The sequence below is a fragment of the Stenotrophomonas sp. SMYL11 genome, assembly GCF_036320005.1.
Lineage (GTDB): Bacteria > Pseudomonadota > Gammaproteobacteria > Xanthomonadales > Xanthomonadaceae > Stenotrophomonas > Stenotrophomonas maltophilia_A.
In genome coordinates, this window is sequence record NZ_JAWIRS010000002.1 from 474,832 (window position 1) to 491,885 (window position 17,054).

Consider the following 17,054-nt stretch of genomic DNA (forward strand, 5'->3'; position numbering starts at 1 on the left):
AGGGCTGAGGTCTACGCCGGCTCATCGCTCCCTCCCCGCCTCCTGCACGCGCCGCGACAGCGGCGACAGCAGGTACTCGATGATCCTGCGATCACCGGTCTTGATTTCCGCCGTTGCGGCCAGGCCCGGCGCCAGCGCGCGGCGCCGGCCATCCACTTCGATCCAGGGCCGCAGCAGGCGCACGCGCGCCGGATAGCGCAACCCTTCCTTCTCGGTCTGCACCGCATCACGGCCCACAGTCTCGACCACGCCATCCACCACACCGTAGCGGGTGAACGGATAGGCCTCCAGCTTCACCTCCACCGGCTGCCCGTCGCGGACGAAGCCGGCATCGCGGTTGGGCAGCATCGCATCGACCACCAGCTCGCCGTCATGCGGCACCAGCACCATCAGCGCATCGGCCGGCTTCACCACACCGCCGATGGTGTGCACCTGCAGCTGCTGCACCACGCCGGTCACCGGTGCGCGCAGCACCGTGTGGCCGGCCTTGTCGTGGGCCTTCTTCAATTCTTCGCCACGCAGCGCGCGCGCCGCTTCGGCCTCGGTCAGGGCATCCAATGCTTCGCGTGCGAACTCGCTGCGGCTCTTGCTCATCTGCTGGCTGGCCGCCAGTTGCGCTGCGGTCGCTTTGCGCTGCTCTTCGCGACGGATCGCCAGGTCCTGGCGCATGCCGACAACACGCTCCTTCACTTCGGCCACCTGCAGTCGCGGCACATAGTTGTCGCGGCTCAGCTCCTCCAGCTTGTTCAGCTGGTCGGTGGCCAGCGGCAGCTGCTCTTCCAGCTTGGCGATCTCGGCAAGGATCATGCCGTGCTCGCCATCGCGCTGGCTGCGCTCCTGCTGCAAGCCGCCCACGGTGGAATCGAACTCGCGCTGTTTGGCGGCCACCAGTGCCTGCTGGATGGCAACGATGCTGTCAGGTGCTCCCTCCGGTGCGATGAAGCGACCGGCCCGGCCGGCGACGTGGTCAACCACGGCCTGCGCCCGTGCCACATCGATCTGCGCGGTCAGCAACGCCTGGCGCGCCTGCTCGACTTCGGCATGGCTGACCGTCGGGTCCAGTTCGAGCAGCGGCGTGCCGGCCTTCACCGACTGCCCTTCAACCACGTGGATCGCACGGACCACACCCTGGTCCGCAGCCTGGATCACCTTCACGTTGCCGCGCGGAATCACCTTGCCTTCGGCCACCGCGACCATGTCCAGGCGGCCAAGGCACGACCAGACCAATGCGATGGCGAGAAAGGCGATCAGCAGCCAGAGAACGGTGCGGCCGATCGGGTTCGGGGGCTTTTCCAGGATCTCCAGCGCCGCCGGCAGGAAGTCCGGCGCCGCCGAGTCGCGTTGGTCCGGCTGCGCACGCTCCGCGCGCAGGCTCTCGCGCAGGATGCCCAGGTGATGCCTCAGTCCCTTCAACATGCGTGCTGTCCTTGGCTGGGCCCGCGGTGGTCAGTTCAGCGGGGCCGCCACGGCGGGCAGGCCCATCTGTTTGGTGTAGAGCAGTGAGTAACGGCCTCCCGCGCGGAGCAGATCCTCGTGCGTGCCGGTCTCGGTGATGCGGCCACGTTCGAGGGTCACGATGCGGTTGGCCTGGCGTACCGCCGACAGACGATGCGCGATGATGATCACGGTGCGGCCGGCTGACATCCGCTTGAGGTTGTCCTGGATGACTTCCTCGCTCTCCGCATCCAGCGCCGAGGTCGCTTCATCGAAGATGAGGATCTTCGGATCGATGGCCAGCGCGCGGGCAATCGCCAAGCGCTGCCGTTGGCCGCCGGAGAGGTTACCGCCGCGCTCGTCGATGCGTGTGTCGTAGGCCTCGGGCAGCTCCAGGATGAAATCGTGCGCGCCAGCCAGCTTGGCCACTTCCACCACCCGGCTCATCGGCATGGCCGGGTCAGCCATGGCGATGTTCTCGCGCACGCTGCGGTTGAACAGCAGGTTCTCCTGCAGCACCACACCGACCTGCCGGCGCAGCCACGCCGGATCCACCATGGACAGATCGACGCCATCCACCAGCACACGGCCGCGCTCCGGGGTGTGCAGGCGCTGGATCAGCTTGGTCAGGGTCGACTTGCCGGATCCCGAGGGCCCGACCACGCCGAGGATCTCACCCGGAGCAATCTCCAGACTGACCGACGACAACACTTCCTGCCCCTCAGGCCGATAGCGGAACGACACATGCTCCAGCGCGATGCGGCCATCCACTGCCGGCAAGCTGGCACGCGAGGGTGAGCTGGCCGGTTCGGTAGGGGAGTTGAGGATGTCGCCCAGCCGCTCCACGGCAATGCGCGCCTGCTGGAAGTCCTGCGCCAACTGCGCCAGGCGCAGCACCGGCCCCGCAACCTGCCCGGCAAGCATGTTGAACGCCACCAGTTCGCCGACGGTCAGCTTGCCGTCAATCACCAGCCGCGCACCGAAGAACAGCAGTGCCACGGTGGCCAGCTTGTGGATCAGCTGCACCGCCTGCGAACCCCAGTTGGCCAGCATGCTGGCGCGGAAGCTGGCCTGGATGTAGCCCGCCAGCTGCTTGTCCCAGCGGTTCTGCGCCTGCGGCTCGACCGCCAGCGCCTTGATGGTCTCCACACCGGTCACTGCTTCGACCAGGAACGACTGGTTTTCGGCACCGCGCACGAACTTTTCATCCAGGCGACGCCGCAGCATCGGCCCGACCACCATGACCACCACCGCGTACAGCGGCAGCGTGATCAGCACGATCAGCAGCAATGCAGGGCTGTACAGCCACATCACGGCCAGGAACACGATGGCAAAGAACAGATCCAGCACCACCGTCTGCGCCGAGGAGGTGAGGAACTCGCGGATGGTCTCCAGTTCGCGTACGCGCGCCACCGAATCGCCCACCCGGCGCGCCTGGAAATAGGCCAATGGCAGATGTGTGAGGTGGGAGAAAAGTTTCGAGCCAAGTTCGGCATCAACGCGGCTGGTGGTGTGCGAGAACAGGTAGGTGCGCAGTCCGCCCATCAGCACTTCGAACACCGAAACCACCAGCAGGCCAAGGGCAAGCACTTCCAGCGTGGTGATGCCTTTGTGCACCAGTACCTTGTCGATCACCACCTGGAAGAACAGCGGCGTGATCAGTGCCATCAACTGCAGGAAGAACGAGGCTACCAACACGTCACGCAGCAGGCGGCGATACTTCACCAAGGCAGGAATGAACCAACCGACATCGAAGCGCCTCACGCCGCCGGCCACGCTTTCACGCGTGGTCATCAGCAACAGGCGGCCATCGAACTCCTGCGAGAACTCGCCAAGGGACAGCGTGACCGGGCGTCCGTCGGCCGCCGCGTCGAAGCACAACACGTTCTCGGCGTCGGCCTTGAGCACGAGCGTATAGCGCCCGTCGGCCAGGCAGGCGATGGCGGGCAGCGGATGGTCGCGCAGCGCGGTAACCCGCGCCTGTACCACGCGTGCCTTGACGTCCATCCGCTTGGCCAGGCGCAACAGATCCTGTGTATCGATACGGCCTTCGGGGTGCCCCAGCTGGTGCCGGAGCTGGTCGGGGTCGGCAGGCCGATCCAGAAACCCCAACAGGGCGACGAAGCACGCCAGCGCGCCTCCATCGTCCACGCACAGCGACTCCTGCAGATCGATCCCTGATCCGTTACTGCCCACGTCAACTGCCTTGTTGTCCCCTGGTGCGCGGACTCTAGGGCCATGCCATGGCAGCTGTCCATCTGCTGAATGCACTTTTGTGCAAATCAGATAAAAATGACAAATTGGTCACATTTTTTAACGTCAATCCCGTTCATTCAGGCAGGAGCGCGCCTGCAAGCGGAGGGCCAGCCTCATGGCATCATGATCGCTGCACGTTCCCTATCCGTTCCCATGACGATCAAAGGCAAAGCCACCTCCCTGGACATCGCCCACCTGGCCGGGGTCTCCCAGCCGACCGTGTCGCGGGCGCTCCGTGGCAGCCCGATGGTCAATGCCGAGACCCGCGAGCGCATCCTGCGCATCGCCCGCGAACTGAACTACAAGGTCGACAAGAACGCCTCCAGCCTGCGCCTGCGCAACGCCGGCACCCTGGCCCTGCTGTTCTTCGAAGACCCGACCAACGACGACTCGCTGATCAACCCGTTCTTCCACTCGATGCTGGGCTCGATCACCCGCGCCTGCGCCCTGCACGGGCAGGACCTGCTGGTCTCGTTCCAGCAGTTGTCCACCGACTGGCAGGCCGATTACGAGGACAGCAACAAGGCCGACGGCATCATCCTGCTCGGCTACGGCGACTACCACGAATCGCGCGACCGCCTGCAGCGGCTGGTCGAACAGGGCACGCACTTCGTGCGCTGGGGCGCCGCCCTGCCCGGCCAGCCCGGCGTGTCGATCGGCAGCGACAACTTCCAGGGCGGGCATGACATCACCACCCACCTGTTGCAGCAGGGCTGCCGCCGCATCGCCTTCCTCGGCCATGCCTCCAGCCATTACCCCGAATTCCAGGAACGCTACCGCGGCCATGTCGCGGCCCTGCAGGACCACGGCCTGGCCGCCGAACCGGCGCTGCAGCACGATGCGATCACCACCGAGGCTTCCGGCCAGGAGGCCTGCCAGGTGCTGCTGGCGCGCGGTGAACCGATCGATGCGATCTGCGCCGCCAGCGACCTGATCGCCATCGGTGCGATGCGCGCGCTCCGCGAGGCTGGCCTGCGGGTGCCACAGGACGTGGCGGTGACCGGCTTCGACGACATCCCACTGGCGGCCTCGGTATCCCCGGCGCTGACCACCGTGCAGCAGGACACCAAGCAGGCCGGACAGCTGCTGGTGGAGCGCCTGCTGGCACTGATCGGCCGGCAACCGGTGGAGAGCCAGAGCATCCCGGTGAAGCTGGTGGTGCGGGAATCGTCGCTGCGCGGGTAAGCGCTGCCAGGCCACCGCCCCACGCCCCAACGTGCGACGGCGGAATTCTCCCCCCATGACCAACGGCGGATGCGCACGGAGGCTGATGCGCGGATAACGCGCAGACATCGCCCATTGAAAGGTGTACGTCGCATGCTGAAGATCGATTCGCTGTCCAAGACGTACGCCAACGGCGTGCATGCCCTCAACAACGTCAACCTGGACATCCCGCGCGGCATGTTCGGCCTGCTCGGCCCGAACGGCGCCGGCAAGTCGTCGCTGATGCGCACGCTGTCCACCCTGCAGGAAGCCGACAGCGGCACGGCGACGCTCAGCATTCCGGGCGAGGCGTCGATCGACGTGCTGCGCGACAAGGACGCGGTGCGCCGCCGGCTGGGCTACCTGCCGCAGGATTTCGGCGTGTACCCGAAAGTCAGCGCGCTGGACCTGCTGGAGCATTTCGCGGTGCTCAAGGGCCTGACCCAGCGCGCGCAGCGCCGCGAGGTGGTCGATGGACTGCTGCAGCAGGTGAACCTGTGGGACGCCCGCAAGCGCAAGCTGGGCACCTACTCCGGCGGCATGCGCCAGCGCTTCGGTATTGCCCAGGCGTTGCTGGGTGACCCGCGGCTGGTGATCGTCGATGAACCCACCGCCGGCCTCGACCCGGAAGAACGCAACCGCTTCCTCAACCTGCTGGCCGCCATCGGCGAGAACGTGGCGGTGATCCTGTCCACCCACATCGTCGAGGACGTAACCGATCTGTGCCCGACGATGGCGATCATGAACAAGGGCCAGGTGCTGCTGACCGGCCGTCCTGCCGAAGCCATCGACGCCCTGCAGCACCAGGTCTGGCGCAAGCAGGTCGATTCTTCTGAACTGGCCGACCACGAAGCGCGCTACGTGGTGCTGTCGACCCGCCTGGTCGGTGGTCGCCCGGTGATCCACGTGCACAGCGCCAACGACCCCGGCGACGGCTTTGCGGCCGTAGCTCCCGACCTCGAGGACGTGTACTTCCAGCGCCTGCGCCTGCAGGCCCGTGCCCGCGCGGCAGCCTGAGCGGAGCACGCCATGATCCTCAACTTCTTCCGCTTCGAGCTGCGCGAGCAGCTGCGTTCCCCGCTGCTGTGGCTGCTGGCCGGGCTGTTCGCCCTGCTCGCCTTCGCCGCCGCCTCCAGCGACGCCGTGCAGATCGGTGGCGGCACTGGCAACGTGCACAGCAACGCGCCCACCGTGATCGCGCAGATGCTGGGCATCTTCACCCTGCTTGGCATGCTGGTCACCGCACTGTTCGTCAGCAACGCGCTGTTGCGTGACTTCGAACTCGGCACCGCCGAACTGATCTTCGCCAGTCCGGTGAAGCGCCGCGATTACCTGGCCGGGCGCATCGCTGCCGCCCTGGCGGCCGGGCTGCTGGTCTACGTCCTGATCGCGTTCGGCCTGTGGCTGGCGCCGTTCATGCCGTGGGTCGATCCCGAGCGCATGGGCCCGATCAGCTGGCAGGGCTATGCGTGGACGTTCGCGGTCATCGTCATCCCGAACCTGTTGTTCACCACCGCGCTGCTGTCGCTGCTGGCGGCGCTGACGCGCTCGATCCTGTGGGTCTACATCGGCCTGGTGGCCTACCTGGTGCTGTACGGCGCCAGCGCGGCCCTGCTGCGCGACATCGACAACACGTGGATCGCGGTGCTGAGCGAACCGTTGGGCATGCGCGCACTGGGCCGCACGATCCGCTACTGGTCCACCGCCGAACGCAACAACGGGATTCCCGAGCTGGCCGGTTACCTGCTGGCCAATCGCGCCCTGTGGTTGGGCGTGGCTGCCGCGCTGTTCGCCGCCACCTTCGCGCTGTTCCGCACCGAACGCAGCGGCAGTGGCCGCCGGCGCTGGGGCCGCAGGCAGGCGCAACCGGTTGCCGATGCCGATGCCGGCGCCGTCCGCCCCACCCGCGCAACGCTGCCGCGCGTGGTACCGGCGTTCACTACCACCACGGCGTGGCAGCAGTTCCTGCGCCAGGTCCGCTTCGATACACGTGGCGTCCTGCGCAGCGTGCCGTTCATCGTGCTGCTGGTGCTGGGCCTGGCCAACTTCCTGCCCAGCGCGCTGTTCCGGCAGACCCTGTACGGCACCTCGATCTGGCCGGTCACCTCGCAGATGATCATGGGCCTGCAGGGCGCCTTCAGCTGGCTGCTGGTGATCATCGTGCTGTTCTTCGCCGGTGAGCTGGTCTGGAAGGAACGCAGCGCGCGCATCAATGAAGTGACCGATGCCATGCCGGTGCCGAACTGGGTGCCGCTGCTGGCCAAGTTCACTGCACTGCTGGCGGTGATCGTCTGCTTCCAGGCCGCCGGCGCGCTGGCGGCGATGGGTGTGCAGCTGGCCAAGGGCTACACGCATCTTGAGCCGCTGCTGTACCTGCGCAGCCTGGCCCTGGATTCGGTGGTCTACATCCTGATGGGCGGCCTGGCGCTGGTGCTGCAGGTGCTCACCAACAACAAGTTCGTCGGCTACGCGCTGCTGATCGTGGTGATGATCGGCCAGGGTGTGCTCGGCCTGCTCGACTACACGCAGAACCTGTACAACTTCGGCAGCTGGCCCAACGCGCCCTATTCGGACATGAACGGCTACGGCCACTTTTTGACCGGGCAGCTGGCGTTCCAGGGCTACTGGGCCCTGTTCCTGCTGACGTTGATGTGCCTGGCATCAGCATTCTGGGTGCGTGGCGTCAGCCAAGGGCTGCGCCAGCGACTGGCCCTGGCCGGCCGCCGCCTGCGCGGTCCGACCGGCGTCTTCGCTGGAGTAGCGGCCTTGGCCTTCATCGGCGTGGGCGGCTGGCTCTACTGGAGCACCAACATCCGCAACGAGTTCATCTCGCCCGACCAGCAGCTGGATCTGCAGGCCCGCTACGAGCGCGAGCTGTCGAAGTACCGCACTTTGCCGCAGCCTCGCATCGTGGCGGTGGACAACCGCGTGGACCTGTTCCCGGAATCGCAGTCGATGGTGATCGATGCGTACTGGACGGTGCGCAACACGCATGCCGTGCCGATCCAGGACGTGCATGTCTCGATGGGCGACGACAAGCAGCTGGTCGCGGCTGACCTGGGTGGGCAGACCTTGTCGATGCACGACGCCGACCTTGGCTACCGCATCTACCGCCTGGCCGCGCCACTGCAACCGGGTGAAAGCCGCAACGTCCACTTCCGGGTGGTGCAGAAACCCAATGGCATCACCGCCGGCCAGGCGCCGAGCAACATCGTCGAGAACGGCACGTTCTTCAACAGCCGCGTACTGCCGTCGTTCGGCTACAACGAAGGCGCCGAGATCAGCGACCGCAACGAGCGGCGCAAGCGCGGCCTGGGTGAGCCGCGGCGCATGCCCAAGCTGGAAGACGAAGCCGCGCGCGCCAACACCTACATTTCCAACGACGCCGACTGGCTCGATTTCCGCACCACGGTCTGCACCGCACCGGACCAGGTGGCGCTGGCGCCGGGCTACCTGCAGAAGGAGACCGAGGTGAATGGCCGCCGCTGCTTCAGCTACGCCATGGATCGGCCGATGCTGAACTTCTACGCCTATCTGTCGGCACGCTGGGAGGTGCGCAAGGCGAAGTACAAGGACATCCCGATCGAGGTCTACTTCGACCCGGCGAACGGCTACAACGTGGACCGGATGATCGAAGCGGTGCAGAAGTCGCTGGCCTACTACGAAGCGAACTTCACGCCCTACCAGCACCGCCAGGTACGCATCATCGAGTTCCCGGGCTATGCGCGCTTCGCGCAGTCGTTCGCCAATACCATCCCCTACTCCGAGGCCATCGGCTTCATCGCCGACCTGCGCGATCCGGACAAGGTGGACTACGTGTTCTACGTGACCGCGCACGAGATCGCGCACCAGTGGTGGGCGCACCAGGTGATCGGTGCCAACGTGCAGGGCGCGACGGTGCTCTCCGAATCGTTGTCGCAGTACTCTGCGCTGATGGTGATGGAGCAGGAGTACGGCCGCCAGCACATGCGCCAGTTCCTCAAGCGCGAGCTGGACGGCTACCTTTCCGGGCGCGGCGGCGAAGCCATCGAAGAACAGCCGCTGGAGCGCGTGGAGAACCAGCAGTACATCCACTACCAGAAGGGTTCGCTGGTGTTCTACCGGCTGCGCGAGGAAATCGGCGAGCAGGCGCTGAACCGTGCTCTGAAGCGCTTCCTGCAGGACAAGGGTTACCAGCAGCCGCCGTACACCACCTCACGCGAGCTGCTGGGCTACATCCGGGCGGAGACCCCGGCCGACCGCCAGCAGCTGGTCACCGACCTGTTCGAGAAGATCAGCTTCTACGACAACCGGGTGATGGCCGCCAGCGCCCGCAAGCGTGCTGACGGTCGCTACGATGTAACCCTGGACCTGCACGCCGCCAAGCAGTACGCCGATGGCAAGGGCAAGGAGAGCGACGGCACGATGGATGACTGGGTCGAGATCGGCGTGTTCGCCAACGGGCCCTCCGGCAAGGAACGCGACCAGAAGGTGCTGTATCTGCAGCGCCACCACATCACCAGTGCCGCGCCGAAGATCACGGTAACCGTGGACGAAAAGCCGGACGAGGCCGGGTTCGATCCGTACAACAAGCTGATCGACCGCGTCAGCAACGACAACCGGAAGAAGGTCTCGATGTGATGCAGGCGGTGGTGCCGGTCAGATGGCTGGCATCACTACTGCGGACTGGAATGACTTGCTAAGTCCAAATACGTCATTTGGCGACCTGATTGGCCAGGGATACTCAAGCATCATCAGGATTTCTGTAAAACCGAGCGATACTCTCCCCAAAATTTTCTTGGGAAGCCTCGATGACGTCCAGCCATATCTACTTCAACGCACAGGGGATTTCCGCATCACTGAACTGGGCGGCCGAGGTATTGGCCGACTGTGGTTTTGAGCTCGAGTTGGAGCTGGGCGAGGACAGTGTCCTCATTACGGGCGATGAAGACGTTCGTCTGGAGCTCCACCTCAGCGACGCCCCTCATGTCCTCCAGGAAGCCGTCGAGCTAGCGCATGGCACCGAATTTGCACATGCCATGAGCCAGTGCACGGCCAGATTCGAGATCTCAATCACTGACCTAGAGGCGGTGTTGGATGAGATCAACACACTGATCGAGGTCCAGCAGACATTGCTCACCGCCGTGAATGGTGTCCTGTGGAACGAGTGGAACGAAGCACTCAGCCGGTGATTTCCGGCTGAGCCCCGCGCTTCGGCCCCAGCAACGCCAACAGCACATAGACCACGATCGAGGCGACGGTACCGAGCGCGGCCGGTAATCCGTAGGCCCACTCGGAACGGCCCTGCTGGCGTGCCCACTGGGCCAGATGCCAGGCCGCGCCCAGATTGATCAGCCAGGCAATGACGAACACCGGCCACAGCACCATGCCCACCGCGCGCAGCAGGGGCATGGAGACCAGTGCGGCAACGATGGCCGCGATCAGGAAGATCAGTGCAGAGCGGGAATGACGGGCCGTTGGGGCGCTCATGCGGCCAGCCTGCGCACCATCACCAGCACGCGGTGGCTGCGGTTGTCAGCTTCCTGCAGCGGCTTCCAGCCCAGCCGCGCATACAGCCCGCCGTCCAGGGCCTCGGTCTGCAGGTAGAGATCGGAAACCCCCATCCGAACCGCCTGCGCCGCCGCCTGCTCGACCAGGCCACTAGCCAGCCCGCAACCGCGATGGCTGGTGGCCACGAACACGCTGCCGAGCCAGTGCTCGTACTGCGGGAAGGCCTGCATCTCCCGGCGCTTGAGCTGCACGGCACCGACCAACTGGCCGCCATCGAAGGCGGCGATCAGGTGCGGAAAGCCTTCGGCGTCCTGCGGCGGATTGAGCCGCTGCAGTTCCTGTTCCAGTGTCAGGCCGGCGTCCTGGCCCCATTGCGCGTGGTACCACTGCGCCAGTTGCATTCGTTCCGGCGCGTCAGCCGGAAGCATCCTGAATTCCATGGCAGAGCCTCGTTCCCGATGTTATCCAGAGGGAACCACGTCGGGCGGCCGAAGAGAAGCTTGCTGTTGACTGATCTGGCAGATTGCAGGCGCAGCCGAGCATGGCTCGACGCTACAAGTGACGAGGCGGCGGCTCAGCCCTGGGCGAAGTCCTTCAGGATCTCGCCCACGCCGCTCGGCGAAATCTCAAAGCCCAGCGAAGTGCCCGGATTGATCACCACGCCATAGCCACCCGGCACGCGGCGCAGCACGTCCAGCATCAGCCAGCGGATCTGGTGTTCGGCCTGCTGGCTGTAGATGCCCACCCGCGACGGGTCGGTGAACACGGCAACGTGCAGGGTGCCCTGCTTGTCGAACAGCAGCGGGTCGAAGCCGCTGCCGTCGGGGGTGACCAGGCTGCCGGTCAGCAGCACCACTTCGGAGGCGACGAAGGCCTCCATGAAGGCGCGGATCGGCACCGCCCCGTCCATCGCCGCCTTCAGCAGGGTTTCGATCGGGGTCTGGGGGGCGAGGTCGGTCATGGCGGTACGGTGGGGCGTGAGGGGTGCCTATTGTGCCGGATGCAGCCAAGCCCGGTAGTGGGGGGGGGGGGGGGGGCGCGGGGGGGGGGGGGGCGGGGGGGTGGGGGGGGGCGGGGGCGGGCGCCCCCGGGTGGGGCCGGCCGCTGGCCGCAACTTGCCTGTCCCATTGACGTGGCGCGGCCGCCCCGCGCCCGGCACTACCGATGAGGGTCAACGCCCCAGCCGCTGGTCCCGCGCCTTCTGGTCGGCCATCGCCTTGTCCAGCTCGGCCTGCAGCGCCGGCTGCTGCACGGCGGCGTCCAGCACGTAGACCTTGACCCCGTGCGCCGGCACTTCCGTCTTCAGCGCGCCGTCCACCTTCAGCGAACCGCCCTCCAGCGCGTCGCGCCAGCGGCCGGCCTGCAGGTAGCGCCCGACCTCGAACGACTTCGCACTATCGCCCTTGTTCAGCAGCACCAGCGCGGTCTGCGCCACGTCGCCATGCTGCAGCACGCGGAAGAACACCGCCTCATCACCCTGCAGGCGCTCGTTCACCTGCAGGCCACGCTGCAGCGCCGGCATGGCTTCGCGCAATCGCGCGATACGCTGCAGCGGCGCGAAGATCGGACTCTCCGGTGCGGCATCCACACGCGGCTGGCCGAAGTAGGCACGATTGCCCGCATGCTCGGCGCGGCCGCGCATGAAGCCGGTTTCCGAGCCGTAATAGACCACCGGAATGCCGCGTGCGGTGAACAGCCAGTTGTGCGCATCGATGAAGCCGTTGTCACTGGCCTGCAGGCGCGGCATGTCGTGGTTGTCGTAGAAGCTCATCAGCTCGTACGGATTGGCGTACGGGCCGCCGGTCAGGTGCAGCGGCTCGCCCAGGATTTCAAAGCCCTTGCCGGCGGTGCCGAAGGTCTGTTCCAGTGCGCCGCGCAACGGGAAATCGAGCACGCTGACGTTTGCGTTGGCCGGCCAGGTGTGCTCGGCAATGCGCGCGGCATCGTAATCGAACGCTTCGCCGAACATGAACATGCCCGGGTGCTCGGCGCGGATGCGCTTGACGAAGGCATGCCACCACGGGTGCGGCAGCCAGCCGATGGTGTCGATGCGCAGCGCGTCCACGCCCTGCGCGGTCCACTGCAGGTAAGCCCCGACCAGGTAGTCCATCACCGCCGGATTGTCCTGGTTGAAGTCGGACAGCTCGGCCAGGTTGCCGTCGAAGATCGAGCCGTCCTTGCCGTCAACCGGACCGATGTTGTTGTAGAACGCGTGCAGCGGGTTGTGCTTCGGATCCAGTTTCTGCGGCGGCAGGTTCTGGTGATCGGCGATCAGCTTTCCGTCCTTGTCGAAGATCTGGCCGAACTGCGGCTGCCGCGTCGGCATGGTCCAGGCCGGCGAGCCGTGGTTGCCGACGATGTCCAGCACCACCTTCAGGCCTGCGCCATGCAGGCCCTTGGTCAGCCCGGCGAAGTCCAGGTCGCGGCTGGGCAGGTGCTCATCGAGTTTGTAGAAATTGATGCCCCAGTAGCCGTGGTAACCGGTCTTGCCACGATCGGTCAGCGTGCTGGTACAGGTGATCGGCTTGCTGCCGGTGAACGCCTCGTCCGGGTTGTCGACGATGGGCGTGATCCATACCGCGCCGAAGCCGAGGTTGCGGATGTACTGCGCATTGTCGAGCACGCCGCGGAAGTCACCGCCGAGATAGCCGATGTTGCCGTCCACCTTGTCCGGGCACGGCACCGGGATATCGAAGGTGCGATGCGTGCCGCCCTGGTCGCGATGGTCGTTGGACGGGTCGCCGTTGACGAAGCGGTCGGTGACCACGAAGTACACCGCATCGCTGGCGAACGGCTCGGTGGTGCCCACATAGTCCGGGCGTGGCGCGGCCGTCGCATGGCCGGCCAGCAGTACCAGGGAAACAGCAACAGTCAGCGCACCACGCATCACACCACCTCCGGACGGGACGGAACCCGCAGCACGCACAGGCCGGCGACGAACAGGCTGCAGCCGCCCAGCACCAGCACATGCATCGGCTGGCCACCCAGCCAGGCGCGCAGGGCAAAGCCGAGTGCGCTGGCCGCGACCAGCTGCGGGATCACGATGAAGAAATTGAAGATGCCCATGTACACGCCCATCTTCGATGCCGGCACGCTGTCGGACAGCAGCGCATAGGGCAGCGAAAGGATGGACGCCCAGGCGAAGCCGACGCCGACCATCGACAGCAGCAGCCAGTGTGGGTCGCGGATGAACATCAGCGAGACCAGGCCGGCGCCGCCCAGCCACAGGTTGACCAGGTGGCTCCAGCGCAGGCCGATCGCACGCACCATCGGCGGGATCAGAACCGCGGCCAGCGCAGCGAAGCCGTTGTAGGCACCAAACAGTACGCCCACCCAGTTGGCGCCCTCGTTGTAGGCCGCTGACTGCGGATCGGTCGAGTCGAAGTGGATACCCGCCACCGCGGCGGTGGTGTAGATCCACATCGCGAACAGCGCGAACCACGAGAAGAACTGCACCCACGCCAAACGACGCATGGTCACCGGCATCGCGCGCAGGTCGCCGACGATGGCGGCCAGCATATGCGTGGCCGGCAACGCACGCGCGGCCGCCAGCAACAGACCGTAGCCAGCGCACAGTCCTGCCAGCACATACAGCATCCTGTCGCCCTGCCGCCAGGCGATCAACAGCGCCAGCAGCACGCCCAGCCCAAGCCATACGGCCACCTGTGCCCACGGTGCCGGGCCACTGATCGCAGTCCCTGCGTGGTGCGCCGGCGGCTCGGCATCGTCAAACCCGGCCAGCTCTGCCGGCGAGTACTCGCGGGTGCTGACCACCGTCCAGGTGATCGCCGCCAGCAGCACCACTGCGCCGAAGTAGAACGCATAGCGCACGGTATCGGGCACTTCGCCGGCAGCTGCGGTATTGGCAACACCGAAGTGGGCCAGAATGAACGGCAGAAAGCTGGCGACGATGGCGCCCACACCGATGAAGAAGCTCTGCATCGCATAACCGGCCGGCCGCTGGCGCGGTGCCAGCTGATCACCGACGAAGGCGCGGAACGGTTCCATCGACACATTGATGGAGGCGTCCAGCACCCACAAGGTACCGGCGGCGATCCACAGCGTCGGCGAATTCGGCATCACCAGCAGCGCCAGCGTAGTCAGTACCGCACCGATCATGAAGAACGGGCGGCGACGGCCCCAGCGCGTCCAGGTGCGATCGGACAGGTAACCGATCACCGGCTGCACCAGCAGGCCAGTCAGTGGCGCCGCGATCCACAGCCCGGGCACCGCGTCCATGTCCGCGCCCAGTGTCTCGAAGATGCGGCTGGCGTTGGCGTTCTGCAGGGCGAATCCGAACTGGATGCCGAGGAAGCCGAAACACATGTTCCAGATCTGCCAGAACGACAGCTGCGGTTTGGCGGGACGACTCATCGTGCGCCCTCTTCCATCGCCACCGGCGCCACCTTCAGCGCCTGCACCTGGGCCTGGTTGAGCACACCATCGCGTCCACCCTTGCCGCCGGTGTAGTGCGCGAAGTGCTGCAGCGCGCTCATGTTGAAGGCCTCTTCAAGCGCGACCGTGCATTGCCCCTTTGGCACCGTGAATGTCGCCGAGGTCGAGTCCTGCATCGCCACGCTGTGCGGCAGGGTGACCGTATGCCGCTGCAACGGCTGGCCCGGGCACTGCAGCACCAGCTGCTTGACCGCAGCGGTGACGCCGGTGTTGATCGGCCCGTTCGCGTTGCTGTATTGCAGGCGCAGGCGCACCTGCCCGGCCTGGCCCGCGGTGAACTGCCAGCGTTCCTCGCCCTTCAACACCTGCTGCGGACCGACGCAGACCGTCGGGCTGTGCAGCGATTCCAATGCGCCGTCGCGCCGGGTCAGGCTGAGGCAATGCTGCAGGCCGTCGTCGCTGATGTGCACCTGGCCATTGCTGGCGACGACGGCCCTGCCGTCCTTCCACAGAGCCTGCTCGGCTGGCACCGGAACGTTCCAGCCCGTGCCCTTGCGCAGGGCCTGCGGTGCGGCCGGTGTTGCGGGCGCACGTGCGTTGGCATCCGCAGTCGTGGCAGAAAAAACGGTTGCTGCCGGGGCGGCGACCAGCTGCACCGTGGTGGTCGTGCCACGCGTGGTGGTGCTGCCGGCCACCAGCAGGCCATCACCCACGTTCTGCGGGCGCTCCAGCACATAGCGCCTGCCGTTGGCTTCCAGCGTGATGCGGGGGTGCGTGCCGAACAGCTCCGGCACCAGCACGGCCGGCAGCTTGGGCTGCACGCGGCCATCGTCCCGCACACCGAACACACCTTCAAGCACCATCGACAGGTAGCCGGCCACCGACCACAACTGGCGTTCGGAGTTGACCACCGGGCCGCTCAGCGCACCTTCCTCGACATGCACGGCCTGGCTGACCAGTTCGTAGTTTTCCATGTTGGAACCGGCCAGCGCAGCGCCCTGCATCAGCGAACGGATCTCGGCGGCGATGCGCGGCGCATCGTCCAGCTGCCGCGCGGCACGCAGCGAGTAGGCACTGACGAACGGCCAGATCGCACGGTTGTGGTAGATCGGCTGCTGCGATTCCTGCGGCCACACCACCGGGCTGCCGGCCGGCCCCATCGGGTAGGCGGCCAGTGCGTGGCGCGCGCGCTCGGGTGGCAGCACGTCGGCCAGGATGCCCAGCGACAGGCCAAGCAGATCGACCTTGGCGTACGACACCGGGTGCGCGGCTTCACCGATGTAGCTCATGTACTGGCCGATATCCTCGCGCCAGAATCGTGTATCGATCTGCTGTGCCAGCGCATCGGCCCACGCCTTGTACTCGGCCGCGCGGGCATCGCCGTGCTGGCCGGCCAGCTGTTCGGCCAGGCGCAGCGCCTGATAGTGCAGCACATTGGTGGACAGTGCGTAGGAATCACCGATGAAGCGCACATCCTCGCGGGTCCAGTCCGGATAGGTCTGCTCGCGCCAGTCCAGGAACGAGGTCTCGCCCCGGTACAGGCCCATCTGCGCGTCGAACACCATCGCGCGGTCCTGCGCCAGCGTGCCCTGCAGCGCCTGCCAGACCTGGTCGGCAAACGCGCGATCGTCCAGCAGGTGACGGGCCGCCAGGAACCACACCACGCGGTCGCTGCTGATCGGCCAGCTGCCGCCGGAACCGGTGTCCTGCGCCACGAACAGGCCTGGCGTGTACCCGTCGCGTGCCGCCGAGAGCTTGAACTGCAGCGACTGCCGGGTGCGCTGCGGGTCCAGCCGCGCCAGCGCCAGATCGGCGGCGAAGCTGACATCGCGGGTCCACACGTAGGGCCAGCGCGCGCCGGTCTGGAAGCACTCGCATGGCACCGGCCGGCCTTCGTCGAACGCGGGATCGCGGATCGCATCCACGCGGTCCTGGTCCATCTCCTGCTGGGCCAGCGCGAACAGGGCATCGAACATCACGCTGCCGGTCTGGCTGCGCATCGGCATCGGCGCGATACGCACCTCACCGCGTCCCTCCGGTGTGCGCGCATGCAGCACGTAGCTGCCGTTGGCAGCGGCTTCGGCGCGCGCATGGCGGCCGTCGAATTGCAGGTCGGCCGCCTGCGCGGTCGATCCCAGCGCTGCCCCCAGGGCAGCGGTCAGGCAAATGATCTTCAGCATCGAAGCGGCGGACCGGCTTGCGCCCGTCGGCCTCCCTCCCTCTCTGCACGCGTTGTAGGTCCGCACCACCATTGCCGGTGGACGGGCGCGGCCCCT

At 66.4% G+C, this 17,054-nt stretch carries 12 protein-coding genes; 4 read left to right on the top strand and 8 right to left on the bottom strand.

Annotation, left to right across the window (positions count from 1 at the left end):
- Positions 1 to 21: 21 nt before the first annotated feature.
- Positions 22 to 1,416: an HlyD family type I secretion periplasmic adaptor subunit gene (locus tag V3B46_RS06075; RefSeq protein WP_262228990.1), complete on the bottom strand. Its 1,395-nt coding sequence runs from the start codon at positions 1,414 to 1,416 to the stop codon at positions 22 to 24.
- A 30-nt stretch (positions 1,417 to 1,446) separates the two neighbouring features.
- Positions 1,447 to 3,630 carry a type I secretion system permease/ATPase gene (locus V3B46_RS06080; RefSeq protein ID WP_329891395.1) on the bottom strand — a complete coding sequence of 728 codons (2,184 nt, stop codon included), beginning with the start codon at positions 3,628 to 3,630 and terminating at the stop codon, positions 1,447 to 1,449.
- Between the two features lie 213 nt (positions 3,631 to 3,843).
- Between V3B46_RS06080 and V3B46_RS06085 the strand changes: the two genes are divergently transcribed.
- The 4 genes from V3B46_RS06085 (at position 3,844) to V3B46_RS06100 (ending at position 10,064) form a co-directional block, all read left to right on the top strand.
- Entirely contained in the window at positions 3,844 to 4,875 is a 1,032-nt protein-coding gene (locus V3B46_RS06085) for a LacI family DNA-binding transcriptional regulator (protein ID WP_032129583.1), read from the top strand.
- Positions 4,876 to 5,007: 132 nt separating this feature from the next.
- Positions 5,008 to 5,910, top strand: coding sequence for an ABC transporter ATP-binding protein (locus V3B46_RS06090; RefSeq protein WP_329891396.1), 903 nt, complete (start codon positions 5,008 to 5,010; stop codon positions 5,908 to 5,910).
- A gap of 12 nt (positions 5,911 to 5,922) precedes the next feature.
- The gene (locus V3B46_RS06095; protein WP_329891397.1) at positions 5,923 to 9,513 is read left to right on the top strand and encodes an ABC transporter permease/M1 family aminopeptidase; all 3,591 of its coding nucleotides are present in this window, start codon (positions 5,923 to 5,925) and stop codon (positions 9,511 to 9,513) included.
- Between the two features lie 170 nt (positions 9,514 to 9,683).
- A complete protein-coding gene (locus V3B46_RS06100) occupies positions 9,684 to 10,064 on the top strand; it encodes a hypothetical protein (RefSeq protein ID WP_329891398.1) in 381 nt (126 codons plus the stop codon).
- On the opposite strand, the gene V3B46_RS06105 is transcribed toward V3B46_RS06100, so the two are convergent.
- From V3B46_RS06105 to V3B46_RS06130, 6 genes are all read right to left on the bottom strand, one after another.
- Positions 10,054 to 10,362 (bottom strand): hypothetical protein, encoded by a 309-nt coding sequence (locus V3B46_RS06105; RefSeq protein WP_329891399.1) that lies wholly within the window; start codon positions 10,360 to 10,362, stop codon positions 10,054 to 10,056. The two genes, V3B46_RS06100 and V3B46_RS06105, sit on opposite strands and share 11 nt — an antisense overlap.
- A complete protein-coding gene (locus V3B46_RS06110; protein ID WP_329891400.1) occupies positions 10,359 to 10,823 on the bottom strand; it encodes a GNAT family N-acetyltransferase in 465 nt (154 codons plus the stop codon). The genes V3B46_RS06105 and V3B46_RS06110 overlap by 4 nt, the downstream gene beginning before the upstream one ends.
- Positions 10,824 to 10,957: 134 nt before the next feature.
- Positions 10,958 to 11,344, bottom strand: a complete 387-nt coding sequence (locus tag V3B46_RS06115) for an SseB family protein (protein WP_049462191.1) — start codon at positions 11,342 to 11,344, stop codon at positions 10,958 to 10,960.
- A 210-nt stretch (positions 11,345 to 11,554) separates the two neighbouring features.
- Positions 11,555 to 13,270 carry an alpha-amylase family glycosyl hydrolase gene (locus V3B46_RS06120; protein ID WP_329891401.1) on the bottom strand — a complete coding sequence of 572 codons (1,716 nt, stop codon included), beginning with the start codon at positions 13,268 to 13,270 and terminating at the stop codon, positions 11,555 to 11,557.
- Positions 13,270 to 14,757: an MFS transporter gene (locus V3B46_RS06125; protein ID WP_329891402.1), complete on the bottom strand. Its 1,488-nt coding sequence runs from the start codon at positions 14,755 to 14,757 to the stop codon at positions 13,270 to 13,272. The genes V3B46_RS06120 and V3B46_RS06125 overlap by 1 nt, the downstream gene beginning before the upstream one ends.
- Positions 14,754 to 16,958 carry an MGH1-like glycoside hydrolase domain-containing protein gene (locus V3B46_RS06130; protein ID WP_329891404.1) on the bottom strand — a complete coding sequence of 735 codons (2,205 nt, stop codon included), beginning with the start codon at positions 16,956 to 16,958 and terminating at the stop codon, positions 14,754 to 14,756. Before V3B46_RS06130 ends, V3B46_RS06125 begins: the two co-directional genes overlap by 4 nt.
- Positions 16,959 to 17,054 lie beyond the last annotated feature (96 nt).